Raw genomic sequence first — 12,788 nt, forward strand, 5'->3', positions numbered from 1 at the left:
TGACGCTCAGGTCGCGGAGCCCTCGGGTGCGAGCAGCAACGGTCCGGCGGATCCCGAGGGGCCGATGACCACGAGGTCGGCGGCAGCCCCGACGCCGAGCCGCGGACGGAGACCGAGCACAGCCGCCGCCCGGGCCGAGGACGCCCGCACCGCTGCCGGCAGTCGGTCCGGTCGCCCGTCGAGGAACCGTGCCACGGCGTCAGCCACCGTGATGGTGCTCCCCGCCAGCGAGGACCCGTCCGCGAGCCGCGCGACACCCTCCGAGACCACGACCTCCGAGCCGGCGATCCGGTAGCTGCCGTCGGCGCAGCCGGTCGCCGCCATGGCATCGGAGACGAGCACGAGCCGACCGTCGGCGGCGGTACGGATGAGGTCGACGGTCACCGGGTCGAGGTGGTGCCCGTCCACGATGCACTCGACGGTCAGCCGCTCGTCCGTCAGCGCGATGCCGGCCGGGCCCGGCGCACGGTGGTGCAGCGGCGGCATCCCGTTGAAGAGGTGTGTGACGAGGGTCGCACCGGCGTCCACGGCGGCCCGCACCTGGTCCTCGTCGGCGTCGGTGTGCCCCACCGCGACGACGATGCCGGCTGCCGCCAGTCGGCGGGTCGCGTCGAGCGCCCCGGGGAGTTCGGGTGCGAGCGTGACGATCCGGAGTGCGGCACCCCCGGCGTCCACGAACAGGTCGACCTCGTCGGGGGTCGGCGGGTGCAGCAGGGCCGCGGCGTGTGCGCCGCGTCGTGCGGGGGCGAGCCAGGGCCCCTCGAGGTGCAGTCCGGCGAAGGTGCCGTCGTCGACGAGCGGTCCGAGACGGTGCAGGGCGGCCACCGTGTCCGCGACCGTCCCCGTCGCGATCGACGCCACGAGGTGGGCCGTACCGCGGGCGGCGTGGTGGGCCGCAGCCGCACGGGCCTCGGCGACCGAGCACGAGGCGAAGTCGTGCCCGAGTGCTCCGTGCGCGTGCAGGTCGACGAACGCCGGCAGGACGGTGCCCGGCGCGTCGACCGCTCGGTCGTGCGCGGGCGCCGGCCCGGTGCCGATCGCGCTGACCCGGCCGTCGTCCACGGCGATCCACCCGTCGTGCAGGTCGGCCTCCGCGGTGACGATGCGCGGGGCGCGGACGAGGACCGTCACGCCGTCACCGCCGCGTCGGCCGCTCCGGTGCGGGGACGAGCACCGTCTGCGCGGTCGGCCGCCGCGCGGGCGAGGACCGCCGCGCCGATCGCGCCGGCCGCGTCCCCGTGCCGCGCACCCACCAGGGCGGGGAGCCGCACACCGGCCAGTCGGTCCGCGAGCGCGACGCCCAACGGCTCGAACAGGAGCGGGCCGGACCGTGCGAGCCCGCCGCCGACGATCAGCGTGTGGCAGCCCGCCACGGCGGTCAGCCAGGCGAGGGTGTCGGCGAGCACGTCGACGCACTCGTCCCACGCACGTCGCGCCACCGGGTCGCCGTCCCGGACGCGGAGCATCGCGTCGTGCGCGCTCGGTGCGCCGCTGCGTCGGGCGACGGCTCCGGCCGAGGCGACCTCCTCGACCCGCAGGCCGGCGTGCGCTCCGTGCTGGATCCGGACCTGGCCGACCTCGCCGGCCCACCCGCCACCCGGGACGACGCGCCCGTCGACGACGAGGGCGCTCGCCACGCCGGTGCCGACGGGGACGAACGCGACGGTGCCGTGGTCGAGTGCGCCGCGGTCCGGGCCGCCGAGCGCGCCGGTGCGGACCTCGGCGAGGGTGCCGACGCTGACCTCGGCGAGCGCTCCGGCCCGGACGTCATGCCCGAACGCGAGCGGCACGTCGATGCCGGACGTGCCCAGCGCCCCTGCGACCCGCGCGCGTACGGGCACGTCCTGCCAGCCGAGGTTGACGGAGAGCACCGAGCGGCCGGCGTCCTCGTCGACGACACCCGGGACGACCAGGCCGATCGCGTCCAGGGTCGTGCCGTGCTGCAGGGCGACCGTCCGGCCGCGGTCCCCGAGCTCTGCGACGATTCCGGCCAGCGCGGTGGCCTGCGGGTCGTCCCGAGGTGTCGGGACGCGCTGTTCGTCGAGCAGCCGACCGTCGTCGCCGTCGACCATCCGCACCTTGATGCTCGTGCCACCGACGTCGATCCCGAGTACTGCGCCGCGCGCGGACATGCCAGGCCTTCCGGTCACGCCGACCGGGGATGGCCGACGCCGCAAGCCTGTCGATCGAGCGTGACCGATGCAAACAACGATCATCAATTCCGATCACCGGTCCGTCGACGGAGCGCCCGTAGGATGACGACATGACCCCGCAGCAGAGGCTCAACGCGCTCCTCGAGCTCGTGAGCGACCGCGGGAACGTCTCCATCACGGAGATCGGCGAGGTGCTCGGCATCTCCGCCGCAACCGCGCGGCGCGACCTCGCGACCCTCGCGGAGCAACGGCTGGTCACCCGGACGCACGGCGGGGCCGCTGCGCTCGGCGCCGGGTACGAACTGCCGCTCCAGTACAAGATCGCCCGGCAGGCCGAGGCGAAGACCGCGATCGCCCGGGCGACGGCGGCACTCGTCTCCCCCGGCGACACGGTGGGCGTCAACGGCGGGACGACCACGACCGAGGTGGCGCGCGAGCTCGGCAAGAGCGAGCGGTTCATCCGCGCCGACGGCGAGTGCGGGATCACCATCGTCACGAACGCGCTGAACATCGGGTACGAGCTGTCCGTGCGGGCCAACGTCAAGATCGTCGTCACCGGTGGTGTCGCGCGCAGGCAGTCGTACGAGCTCATCGGACCGACCGTCCGCGACACGCTCGACGGCTTCGCGCTCGACGTCGTCGTGCTCGGTGTCGACGGCCTGACCGGCCAGTACGGCGCGACCACCATGCACGAGGGCGAGGCCGAGGTGAGCCGCCACTTCGCCTCGGTCGGACGCCGGATCATCGTCGTCGCCGACTCGACGAAGATCGAACGCTCGACCTTCGCGCGGATCTGCCCCCTCGACCGCATCGACGTGCTCGTCACGGACCAGGAGGTCCCGTCGTCGTTCGCGGCCGAGCTGGTCGTCGCCGGCGTGGAGCTCGTCGTCGCGAGCTGACGCCGAGCTCCGTCGTCAGCACGTCCGCCCGGACAGGCCGTCCGTCCGTCCGGACGGTGCACCCGCCAGCGCTGTCCCGTCGCGGGCCCACGGCCGTGACGTTGCCAGCGTGTTACAACCCAGCCGCCACCCTTCCATGATCGGCGGTTGCGTGCTTATTGTGCATTCATGATCGATTTGGCATCATTGCCGTCACAATCACGCAAGGGAGCGAGATGAGCACGACGAGCACACGCCTGCTCCGGGTCGGCATCGTCGGCATCGGTCAGCGGTCCTACATCGCGGACCACGTGTCCGCAGCGGGTCTCGACGCCGACGGGGTGGACGCCCGGATCGTGGCGGCCGTCGACACCACGGCAGCGGGACGCGAACGAGCCGCCGCCCACTGGCCCGAGGCCGAGGTCGTGCCCGACCACCGGGCGCTGATCGGGACGGACGGCGCCCCGAACACCGTCGACGCCGCGATCGTCACCACCCCGGACTGGACCCACGCCGAGATCGCGATCGACCTGCTCCGCGCCGGCATCGCCGTGTACCTCGAGAAGCCCCTGGCGATCACGGTCGAGGACGCCGACGCCGTCCTCAACACCGCCGCCGAGACCGGGACCCCGCTCTACGTCGGCCACAACTTCCGGCACGCGGCCGTGGTGCGCCTCATGCGCGACGTGATCGCGCGCGGCGAGATCGGCGAGGTCAAGGCCGTCTGGGTCCGTCACTTCGTCGGCAACGGCGGTGACTACTACTTCAAGGACTGGCACGCCGACCGCGACCGCGTGAACTCCCTCCTGCTGCAGAAGGCCAGCCACGACCTGGACGTCGTGCACGCGCTCGCCGGTGCGTACACCAGCCGCGTCGTCGGCATGGGCTCGCTCTCGGTGTACGGCGACGTCACCGACCGTCGGGACCGCAGCGACGAACTCATGACGGACTGGTTCTCGTTCGACAACTGGCCGCCCGCCGAGCAGACCGGTCTCAACCCGGTCGTCGACGTCGAGGACGTCTCCATGGTCATGATGACGCTCGACAACGGCGTCCAGGCCAGCTACGAACAGTGCCACTTCACACCCGACTACTGGCGGAACTACACCGTCATCGGCACCCACGGGCGTCTCGAGAACATCGGCGACACCGGCGGCGGCGTGGTCAAGGTCTGGAACCACCGCCGCAACTGGGACGTCGCCGGAGACGTCGAGTACCCGATCGACGGCGTCGAGGACGGCCACGCCGACGCCGACCTGCTCACCATGACCGAGTTCCTCCGCTCGCTGGCGTTCGGTGAACCGACGACGCTGTCGCCGATCGCGGCGCGGGCCGCCGTCGCCGCCGGCGCACTCGCCACCCGCTCGCTCCGCAACGGCTCCGTCCCCATCGACGTGCCGCCCCTCCCCGAGACCACGACCCGGTACTTCGCGACCACTCCCGAGCGCGACGCCGCCTCCGAAAGGACCACCCGATGACCGCACCAACCGCCCGTCCGGGCCGAGGCCGACGCCGCGCGCTGCTCGGTCTCGCAGCCGCCGCCAGCGCCGTCGCGCTCCTCGCCGGGTGCAGCAGCCCCTCCGCGGGCTCCTCCGACTCCGGGTCGGGCGAGGTCGCGAAGGACACGGAGGCGGACCTGACGTACGCCGTCTGGGACCAGAACCAGGTGGAGGCCATCGAGGCGAACATCGAGGGCTTCAACGAGGAGTACCCGAACATCGACGTCAACATCGACGTCACGCCCTACGCCAACTACTTCACCAAGCTGCAGACCCAGGGCTCGAGCAACACGCTCCCCGACCTGTTCTGGATGAACGGCCCGAACTTCCAGCTCTACGCGGGCAACGGCAAGCTCGCTCCGATCACCGGGGAGGTCGAGTCGGGCGCGATCGACCCGGACAACTACTCGGCGGCGCTCAACGACCTCTACACGTACGACGGCGTCCAGTACGGCGTGCCGAAGGACTTCGACACCATCGGCGTCTGGATGAACAAGGCCCTGTTCGAGCAGGCCGACGTGCCGATGCCGTCGAAGGACTGGACCTGGAGCGAGTTCCAGGAGACCGGTGCCGAGCTGTCCGAGAAGCTGGAGTCCGACGGCGCCTACGGTGCCGCTGCCGGCATGGACGGCCAGACGACGTACTACGACACCATCTTCCAGGCCGGCGGGTCCGTCGTCGACGACGGGAAGTCGGAGTACGACACGAAGGCCGCACAGGAGGGCATCCGCTTCTGGACCGACCTCATCGACTCGGGCGCCTCGCCGACGATCAAGCAGCTGACCGACACCACGGCGGACCAGTGGTTCACCTCCGGCAAGGTCGCGATGTACCAGGGCGGCAGCTGGTTCCGGTCGGCGCTCATCGGCACCGACATGGAGGACGACGTCGTCGTCTACCCGCTGCCGAAGGGCAAGCAGCAGGCGACCGTCATCCACGGCGTCTCGAACGTCGTCGCCGAGGGATCGAAGAACAAGGCCGCGGCGCAGGCACTCCAGGTCTACCTGGCCAGCAAGCCCGCCCAGCAGCAGCAGGGCGACATGGGCGCGATCATCCCCGCCCACGACGGCACGCAGGACGCCTTCACGGAGACCATGCCCGACGCGGACCTCCAGGTCTTCCTCGACGCGGTCGACTACGCGAAGCCGCTGCCGGTGTCGAAGAACACGGCCGCGTGGAACACCCTCGAGACGAACCTGCTGCCGAACGCCTTCGACGGGTCCCAGCCGGTCGACGAGGTGACGGCGCGACTCGCGCAGGAGATGGACGCCGCACTCGCCAAGGAATGACCACCGCCGGTCGGTCGGGCCCTCGCCCGGCCGACCGGCACGGCCCGTCCAGCACCCGCACCACCCGATCCCACCGCCCTGGCCGAGGAGCGCCCTGATGACGACCAACACCCGGCAGACGGACGCCGCACCGCCGTCCCCACCGACCGAGACCCGCCCCGCCGAGCCGTCGCGGTCGACGCAGGCACCACGGACCGACGGCCTCTGGCCGTGGCTGTTCGTCCTGCCGCTGCTCATCGGCGTCGGGACGTTCTTCATCTGGCCGATCCTGCAGACCTTCTACTACTCCTTCACCAGCTGGGGCGTGTTCGGCGGATCGACCTTCACCGGGCTCGCGAACTACACCCGGCTGCTGTCCGACCCGCAGCTGTACCAGTCGCTGTTCAACACGGTCGTCTACACGGTGGTCGTCCTGCTCGGCATCCCGATCGCCGTCTGGCTCGCGAGCCTGCTCAACACCCCGGGCCTGCGCTTCGCCCAGTTCTACCGCGTGCTGTTCTTCCTGCCGTACGTGGCCATGCCCGCCGCGATCGCCCTGGTCTGGCGCATCATGTACAACGGCGACTTCGGCATCGTGAACTGGTTCCTCGGGCTGGTCGGCATCGACGGCCCGTACTGGATCTCGACCCCGGGCTTCGCGCTCGTCGCGGTCTCCCTCGTCGGCCTGTGGTCGTCGCTCGGCTTCTCGATGATCATCCTCGGCGCCGGGCTCAAGGACATCCCCCCGGAACTGTACGAGGCCGCCGAGCTCGACGGGGCGAGCCGGTGGCGCCAGTTCCGCTCGCTCACCGTGCCGCTGCTGACGCCGAGCATCTTCTTCGTGCTCATCATCACGACGATCTCGAGCTTCCAGCTGTTCGACCTGCTCTACGCCATCCTCGGCTCCACCAACCCGGTCATCCCGAAGACGATGTCCCTCGTCTTCTACTTCTACAACGCCGGGTTCATCGACAACGACAAGGGCTTCGCGGCTGCCATCGCGATGGTGATCTTCGTGCTCATCGGCATCATCACCGTCGTGCAGTTCCGGGTCCAGCGGAAGTGGGTCCAGTCATGACCGGCATCATCGACGCACGCGGCAGCAAGGTGGCAGCCGCGACGAAGGCTGCCAGCCACACCCGGAGCCACGCCGGGGCACGTCCCGGTCGCCTCGGCGGGAGCCACTGGTGGATCCACCTGGTGCTCGGCGTCGGCGGGTTCGTCATGGCCTTCCCGTTCCTGTGGCAGATCATCATGGCGCTCTCCACGAACGCGCAGGTGACCTCGCCGACGCCGACCTTCTGGCCGGGCGAGCTGCAGTGGGGCAACTTCGCCCGGGTCTTCGAGCGGCTCCCCTTCCTCGACCAGCTCGCGACCTCGATCTGGGTGACCCTCATCCGCACCCTGGCGCAGATCGTGCTGTGCACCCTCGCCGGCTACGCGTTCGCCCGCATGCGGTTCCGCGGACGCGCGATCATCCTCGCGATCGTGCTGTCGATCCTGCTGGTGCCGTCGCAGGTCTACCTGATCTCGCAGTACCAGATCGTGCAGGGCCTCGGCTGGCTGGACACCCTGGCCGGCATCGTCGCGCCCGGCCTGTTCAGCGCCTTCGGTACGTTCCTCATGCGGACCGCGTTCCTCAACATGCCGGCGGAGCTCGAAGAAGCCGCGCGCATGGACGGTGCCAACCCGTTCCAGACCTTCTGGCGGATCATGCTGCCGCTCGCGCGTCCGTCGATCAGCGTGCTCGCGATCACGACGGTGCTGTGGTCGTGGAACGAGCTGCTCTGGCCGCTGGTGGTCTCGACCCGCGCCGAGGACATGCCGCTGGCCGCCGGACTCGCCACCCTGTCCAGCGACCGGACGATCGACTACCCGCTGCTCATGGCGGCGAGCCTGATGGCGATGGCCCCGGTGCTCATCCTGTTCATCGTGCTGCAGCGCCGGGTGATCGACGGGCTCGCGTCCTCCGGACTCAAGTGAGCGGTGGCCGACCAGGCCACGGAACGACGACGCCCCTCGGGAGCTCCCGAGGGGCATCGTCGTGCCGCGCCGTCTGGACGGCGACCGGCGCGCGCCGGCTGCGGCCAGCTCCCCTGGACCGACACCGGACGGGAGGCGCGACACCAGGCCGCCCCGCGCCTCCCGTCCGTCGTGCACGGGCTGCAGGCGCGCTGCCGGGCCACCCCGCGCCTGGCGTCCGTCAGCACGTGCACGACGAGGGGCACGGGGCCCACCGGCCCCGTGCCCCTCGTGTCTCGCCTGGCTCAGCCCTTGAGGCCCGCCGAGGCCATCGTCGCGACGAACTGCTTCTGCGCCACCAGGAAGAGCAGGATCAGCGGCAGCGTCGCGACCACGTTCCCGGCCATCAGGAGCGACCAGTCCGTGCGCCGCGCCCCCTGGAAGTTCGTCAGGCCGAGCTGCAGCGTGAACGAGTCGGCGTCGTTGATCGCGACCAACGGCCAGACCAGGTCGTTCCACGACCCGAGCAGGGTGAAGATCGAGAGGGTCGCCAGCGCCGGGCGGGCGAGCGGGAGCACGATCCGGAAGAACACCTGCAGACGGGTGCAGCCGTCGATCTGCCCGGCCTCCTCGAGCTCGGCGGGGAGCGACAGGAAGAACTGCCGCATCAGGAAGATGCCGAACGCCGACGCGAGCCAGGGCACGATCGCGGCACCGAGGCTGTCCACGAGGTGCAGCCGCGCGAACATGACGTAGGTCGGGATCATGAGCAGCTGCGACGGGATCATGATCGTGGCGAGGATCGCCAGGAAGCCGAACGTCCGACCCGGGAACCGCAGCCGCGCGAAGCCGTAGCCGGCCAGCGAGCACAGCACGAGGTGCGAGACGATCGCCGACCCGGACACGATGACCGTGTTCAGCAGCCAGTGCAGGATGTCCGACTCGGCGAACAGGCGGGTGTACCCCGACAGGGTGAACTGCGTCGGGACGAACGCCGGCGGGAACTTGTTGATCTCCGACGCCGGTTCCAGCGAGGTGAGGAACATCTCGACGAACGGCAGCAGGAAGAGGAACGCCACCGGTGCGAGCAGGAGGTGCCACGGGCTGAACGGCAGGCGGCGACGACGGGGCGCGGTCCGCGACGACGGTGCGACGGCGTCCTGGCGGTTCGGGGTCTCGAGGACCCGGGTCTCCACGGTCATCGGGACGCGTTCCTTCCGGCTCGGCGCTGCACGACCGTGACGATCACGGTCGCGGTGAGGGTGACGAAGAACATCCCGTAGGCGATCGCGGAGCCGTAGCCGAACTGCAGGTTCTGGAACGCCGTCTTCCACAGGTAGTAGACGATCGTCTGGGTGGCGTCGAGCGGCCCGCCGCGCGTGGTCGCGTAGACGAGGTCGAAGAGCTGCACGGCCTGCAGGGTCTGGTAGATCCCGACGAAGGCCGTGACGGGCGCGAGCTGCGGCCAGACCACGCGCCAGAACGTCTCCCAGTTGTTCGCGCCGTCGATCCGAGCGGCCTCGAGCACGTCGCCGGGGACGTCCTGCAGCGCGGCGAGGTAGATGACGGTCGTGAAGGCCGCCTGCCCCCACAGCGACATGATCACGATCACGACCATCGCCTCGGAGCGGTCCTCGAGCCAGCCCTGCGGCGGGATGTGCAGCACCCGCAGGACGTTGTTCACGATGCCGAACTGCGGGCTGAACAGGTAGGTCGTCAGGATGCCGGTCGCCGCCGCGGACGCCACGAACGGCACGAAGACGGCCGTGCGGTACAGCCCGATGAACCGGATGCGTCGGTTCAGCGCGACGGCCAGGGCGAGTCCGAGCAGCAGGGACGCGGGGACGAACAGCGCCGTGTAGAGCAGGGTGTGCACGGCGGCGGCGAGCGCGCTCGCATCGGTTGCCAGGTCCTGGTAGTTCTCGATGCCGGCGAAGGACGGCGGGCTGAAGCCGTCCCAGCGCTGGAAGGAGAGCACGAGCGCCCAGGCCCCGGGGAAGATCGTGAGGCCGAGCACGACCACCAGGGCGGGGGCGACGAAGCCCCAGCCGGCGAGGCCCTCGCGGGCTGCCGCCGACCGCCGGCGTCGCGGGGGCCGCGGCGGTTCGGTGTCGGTGGCCGGTCGGGTACGGAGTGCGGGAGTGGTCACGGGGGCCTCCTAGCCCTGGCGGAGTGCCTTGTCGGCGGCGACGGTCGCCTGCCGGAGCGCCTCGGCCGGTTCACCCTCGCCCTGGAGCACGCGGGACACGGCGTCGCCGAACGCCTCGGACAGGCCGTTGTAGCCGGGCAGGGTCGGTCGGACCTGCTTCGCGTTCGCGGAGTTCGCCTGGATGACGTCGAGTCCGGGCAGGGCTTCGACCTGCTCCCGGAAGGCGTCGCTGTCGGCCTCGCTCGAGCGCAGCGGCAGGTTGCCGACCGCGACGTTGAACCGCTCGTCCTGCTCGGCCGAGGTCAGCCACCCCGTGAAGTCCTTCGCCCAGTACGCGCGGTTCACGTCGTGGTTGTCGAACAGGGTCCAGAGGTCGGGCCCGGACACCGTCTGGTGGTCACCGTCGGTCCCGGGGAGCCGCACCACGCCGTACGAGGTCCCGGCCGTCTGCAGGGCGGAGAGTTCCCACGGCCCGGAGGTGATCATCCCGACGCGGTCGCTCTCGAACAGCTGCGCGAACTTGGTGTCCGTCTGGTCGAGGTAGACGCTCCGGTCGGTCACCGCCATGGACCGCATGAACGCCAGCGCGTCGACGCCCGCCTTCGAGTCGAACGCGGCGTGCTCGCCGTCCTCGGACAGGATCGAGCCGCCGTTCTGCCAGAGGTGCGGCCACATCTGCCAGGTGGTCTCCTCGCTGCCGGACACCGAGTAGCCGTACCCGTAGGTCTGGCTGTCCCGGTCGGTCAGCGCCTTCGCGGCCCGCCGGAAGTCCGACCAGTCCCAGTCCGCCGTCGGGTAGGGCTCCCCCGCGGCGTCGAACACCGTCTTGTTGTAGAAGAGCGAGATGTTGTCGACGACCGCGGGGAAGCCGATCACCTTCCGCCCGGTCGGCTGCGCGGTCCCGCGCGCCGCAGGCGCAAACTCCTCCCAGCGCGTGTCCGGGTCCTCGGCCTCGGCGCGGAGGTCGAGCGTCCGCCCGGACCGTTCGAGCTGGCTCGCCCACGACCCGAAGGTGTACGAGATGTCGGGTGAGTCGTTCCCGGCGAACGAGGCCGCGAGCTTCTGCAGCAGCTCGTCGGTCGACGACGCGCCGGACGACACGTCGATCGTCACGTTCGGGTGCTCGTCCTCGTACTCGTCGACGAGCGCCTGCAGGAGCTTCGCCGCCTCGTCGCTCTGGCCGGACCACATGGTGAGCCGGACCGGCGCCGAGGTGTCGAGGACGGTCGCGCCCTGCGGCGTGCAGCCGGTGAGGACCGTCGCGGCGACCGCGATCGCGACGGCGAGCGCCGCGCGGCCGGTGTGCCGTCGGGCGGCGGGGATCGGTTTCCTGGTCACTGCGGACTCCTTCGTCGTCAGTGGTGCGTCGTCGGCGATCGGCGGGGTCAGATGCCGCGTGCCGGGACCGTCGCCCGCAGCGGTTCCGGCAGCAGGTCCCCGTGGGCGACGACGAGGTCGTTGCACAGGTCCCAGATCTGCTCGGGCGTCAGCGTCGAGGACGCGTTCGGGTCCATGAGCACCGCCTGCCGGATGGCGACGGGGTCGCTCGTCCGCGCGGCGTGCACCGTGAGCTCGTTCACCGAGACGTACGGACGGTTCAGCGCAGCGGCCTGCACCGGGAGCGCCCCCATCGGGATCGGTGCGATGCCGCCGGCACCGACGGTGGTGGGCACCTCGACGACACAGCCCGCGGGCAGGTTGTCGATCAGCCCGGTGTTCGGCACGTTGGCGTGGATCTCGCGCTCGGTGCCGGTCACCAGGGAGTGGATGACCTGCGGGGCGTACTCCGAGGCGCCGTCCTCGAGCTGCACGGGTCGACCGGCGGCGAGGTCGCGTTCCGCCGCCTCGAACTCGGCGACGTTCTCCTCGGAGATGCCGACGTACTCGAGCGGGCGCAGGCGGAACCGGTCCACCTGCTCGGGCGAGCGGAGGAACCAGGACAGGTACTCCGACGAGTGCTCGCTCGTCTCCGTCGGGTAGAAGCCGATCCGCTTGAACATCTCGACCCGCACCCGGCGTTCGAGCTCGGGGTCCTGCCGGATGCGCTCACGGAGTCGGGGGTACAGGTCCTCGCCGTCGTGCGTCCACTCGAGCAGCCACGACTGGTGGTTGACGCCGGCCGCGCGGAACCGGGTCTCCTCGACGTCGAGTCCGACGAGTTCGGCGAGGTCGTGCGCGGTCCAGTAGACGCTGTGGCAGAGCCCGAGCGCGGTGATGTCCGGTGCGACGGTGTTCGCCCACCAGATGTTCATCGCCATGGGGTTGGTGTAGTTGAGCAGGACCGCGTCCGGCGCGACCTCGCGCATGTCCGCGGTGAGGTCGGTGAGGAACGGGAACGTGCGGAGAGCGCGGAACACGCCACCGACGCCCGTGGTGTCGCCGATCGTCTGGTGCAGGCCGTACCGCTCCGGGATCTCGAGGTCGGTACGGGTCGCGGCGATCCCGCCGATCTGCACCATGTCGACGACGAAGTCGGCGTCGGCGAGGGCACGGCGCCGGTCCGTCGTCGCCGTGACGGCGACGGGGCGGCCGAGACGCTCGCTCACCTGGCGCGCGGTCGCCTCGGCGACGGCGAGACGACGCTCGTCGACGTCGAACAGACGGAGGTCCAGCTGCGGGAGGTCGTCGTACCGGAGGAGGTCGGCGAGCAGCTGCCGTGTGAAGACGACGCTGCCTGCGCCGACGAACACGATGCGGGTCATGGGAAGCCCTTCGTTCGGGGTACCGCCGAGGGTCGGCGGGCGGAGCCACCTGCGGTGGCAGGGCACGGAGGGGTGGGAGGTCGTGCGTCCCGACGCGGGCTCCTGCGACGTCCGGGTGCACGGCCTCGACGGGGTTCGCCGGCCGGGCTTCACGGTAGGGCGCGCCGTGCACGAGCA

General features: G+C 71.0%; 11 protein-coding genes. 5 read left to right on the forward strand and 6 right to left on the reverse strand.

What is annotated here, in order from left to right:
- Positions 1–6 precede the first annotated feature (6 nt).
- Positions 7–1,131 carry an N-acetylglucosamine-6-phosphate deacetylase gene (nagA, locus tag DEJ23_RS13970; RefSeq protein ID WP_111240845.1) on the reverse strand — a complete coding sequence of 375 codons (1,125 nt, stop codon included), beginning with the start codon at positions 1,129–1,131 and terminating at the stop codon, positions 7–9.
- Positions 1,128–2,132 carry an ROK family protein gene (locus DEJ23_RS13975; protein WP_111240846.1) on the reverse strand — a complete coding sequence of 335 codons (1,005 nt, stop codon included), beginning with the start codon at positions 2,130–2,132 and terminating at the stop codon, positions 1,128–1,130. Before DEJ23_RS13975 ends, nagA begins: the two co-directional genes overlap by 4 nt.
- A gap of 131 nt (positions 2,133–2,263) precedes the next feature.
- On the opposite strand from DEJ23_RS13975, the gene DEJ23_RS13980 reads away from it, so the two are divergent.
- From DEJ23_RS13980 to DEJ23_RS14000, 5 genes are all read left to right on the forward strand, one after another.
- Positions 2,264–3,052, forward strand: coding sequence for a DeoR/GlpR family DNA-binding transcription regulator (locus DEJ23_RS13980; RefSeq protein ID WP_111240847.1), 789 nt, complete (start codon positions 2,264–2,266; stop codon positions 3,050–3,052).
- 215 nt (positions 3,053–3,267) lie between these two features.
- Positions 3,268–4,509: a Gfo/Idh/MocA family protein gene (locus tag DEJ23_RS13985; RefSeq protein ID WP_111240848.1), complete on the forward strand. Its 1,242-nt coding sequence runs from the start codon at positions 3,268–3,270 to the stop codon at positions 4,507–4,509.
- Entirely contained in the window at positions 4,506–5,819 is a 1,314-nt protein-coding gene (locus tag DEJ23_RS13990; protein WP_111240849.1) for a sugar ABC transporter substrate-binding protein, read from the forward strand. The genes DEJ23_RS13985 and DEJ23_RS13990 overlap by 4 nt, the downstream gene beginning before the upstream one ends.
- Before the next feature lie 97 nt (positions 5,820–5,916).
- Positions 5,917–6,876, forward strand: coding sequence for a carbohydrate ABC transporter permease (locus DEJ23_RS13995; protein WP_111240850.1), 960 nt, complete (start codon positions 5,917–5,919; stop codon positions 6,874–6,876).
- Positions 6,873–7,781, forward strand: coding sequence for a carbohydrate ABC transporter permease (locus tag DEJ23_RS14000; RefSeq protein WP_258375571.1), 909 nt, complete (start codon positions 6,873–6,875; stop codon positions 7,779–7,781). The genes DEJ23_RS13995 and DEJ23_RS14000 overlap by 4 nt, the downstream gene beginning before the upstream one ends.
- 284 nt (positions 7,782–8,065) lie before the next feature.
- Here DEJ23_RS14000 and DEJ23_RS14005 read toward each other — a convergent pair whose 3' ends face one another.
- The 4 genes from DEJ23_RS14005 to melA are packed head-to-tail and all read right to left on the reverse strand — an operon-like array spanning position 8,066 to position 12,611.
- A complete protein-coding gene (locus tag DEJ23_RS14005; protein ID WP_111240851.1) occupies positions 8,066–8,962 on the reverse strand; it encodes a carbohydrate ABC transporter permease in 897 nt (298 codons plus the stop codon).
- Entirely contained in the window at positions 8,959–9,909 is a 951-nt protein-coding gene (locus tag DEJ23_RS14010; protein WP_111240852.1) for a carbohydrate ABC transporter permease, read from the reverse strand. Before DEJ23_RS14010 ends, DEJ23_RS14005 begins: the two co-directional genes overlap by 4 nt.
- A gap of 9 nt (positions 9,910–9,918) precedes the next feature.
- Entirely contained in the window at positions 9,919–11,247 is a 1,329-nt protein-coding gene (locus DEJ23_RS14015; RefSeq protein WP_258375573.1) for an extracellular solute-binding protein, read from the reverse strand.
- A 47-nt stretch (positions 11,248–11,294) separates the two neighbouring features.
- Positions 11,295–12,611 (reverse strand): alpha-galactosidase, encoded by a 1,317-nt coding sequence (gene melA, locus DEJ23_RS14020; RefSeq protein ID WP_111240853.1) that lies wholly within the window; start codon positions 12,609–12,611, stop codon positions 11,295–11,297.
- Positions 12,612–12,788 lie beyond the last annotated feature (177 nt).

The organism is Curtobacterium sp. MCSS17_008 (assembly GCF_003234185.1).
In the GTDB taxonomy this organism is placed as follows: domain Bacteria; phylum Actinomycetota; class Actinomycetes; order Actinomycetales; family Microbacteriaceae; genus Curtobacterium.

Excerpts from the sequence above, each read along its gene's own strand:
- DEJ23_RS13975 (WP_111240846.1), bottom strand. The coding sequence starts at position 2,132 with ATGTCCGCGCGCGGCGCAGTACTCGGGATCGACGTCGGTGGCACGAGC.
- DEJ23_RS13980 (WP_111240847.1), top strand. The coding sequence starts at position 2,264 with ATGACCCCGCAGCAGAGGCTCAACGCGCTCCTCGAGCTCGTGAGCGAC.
- DEJ23_RS13985 (WP_111240848.1), top strand. The coding sequence starts at position 3,268 with ATGAGCACGACGAGCACACGCCTGCTCCGGGTCGGCATCGTCGGCATC.
- DEJ23_RS13990 (WP_111240849.1), top strand. The coding sequence starts at position 4,506 with ATGACCGCACCAACCGCCCGTCCGGGCCGAGGCCGACGCCGCGCGCTG.
- DEJ23_RS13995 (WP_111240850.1), top strand. The coding sequence starts at position 5,917 with ATGACGACCAACACCCGGCAGACGGACGCCGCACCGCCGTCCCCACCG.
- DEJ23_RS14000 (WP_258375571.1), top strand. The coding sequence starts at position 6,873 with ATGACCGGCATCATCGACGCACGCGGCAGCAAGGTGGCAGCCGCGACG.
- DEJ23_RS14005 (WP_111240851.1), bottom strand. The coding sequence starts at position 8,962 with ATGACCGTGGAGACCCGGGTCCTCGAGACCCCGAACCGCCAGGACGCC.
- melA (WP_111240853.1), bottom strand. The coding sequence starts at position 12,611 with ATGACCCGCATCGTGTTCGTCGGCGCAGGCAGCGTCGTCTTCACACGG.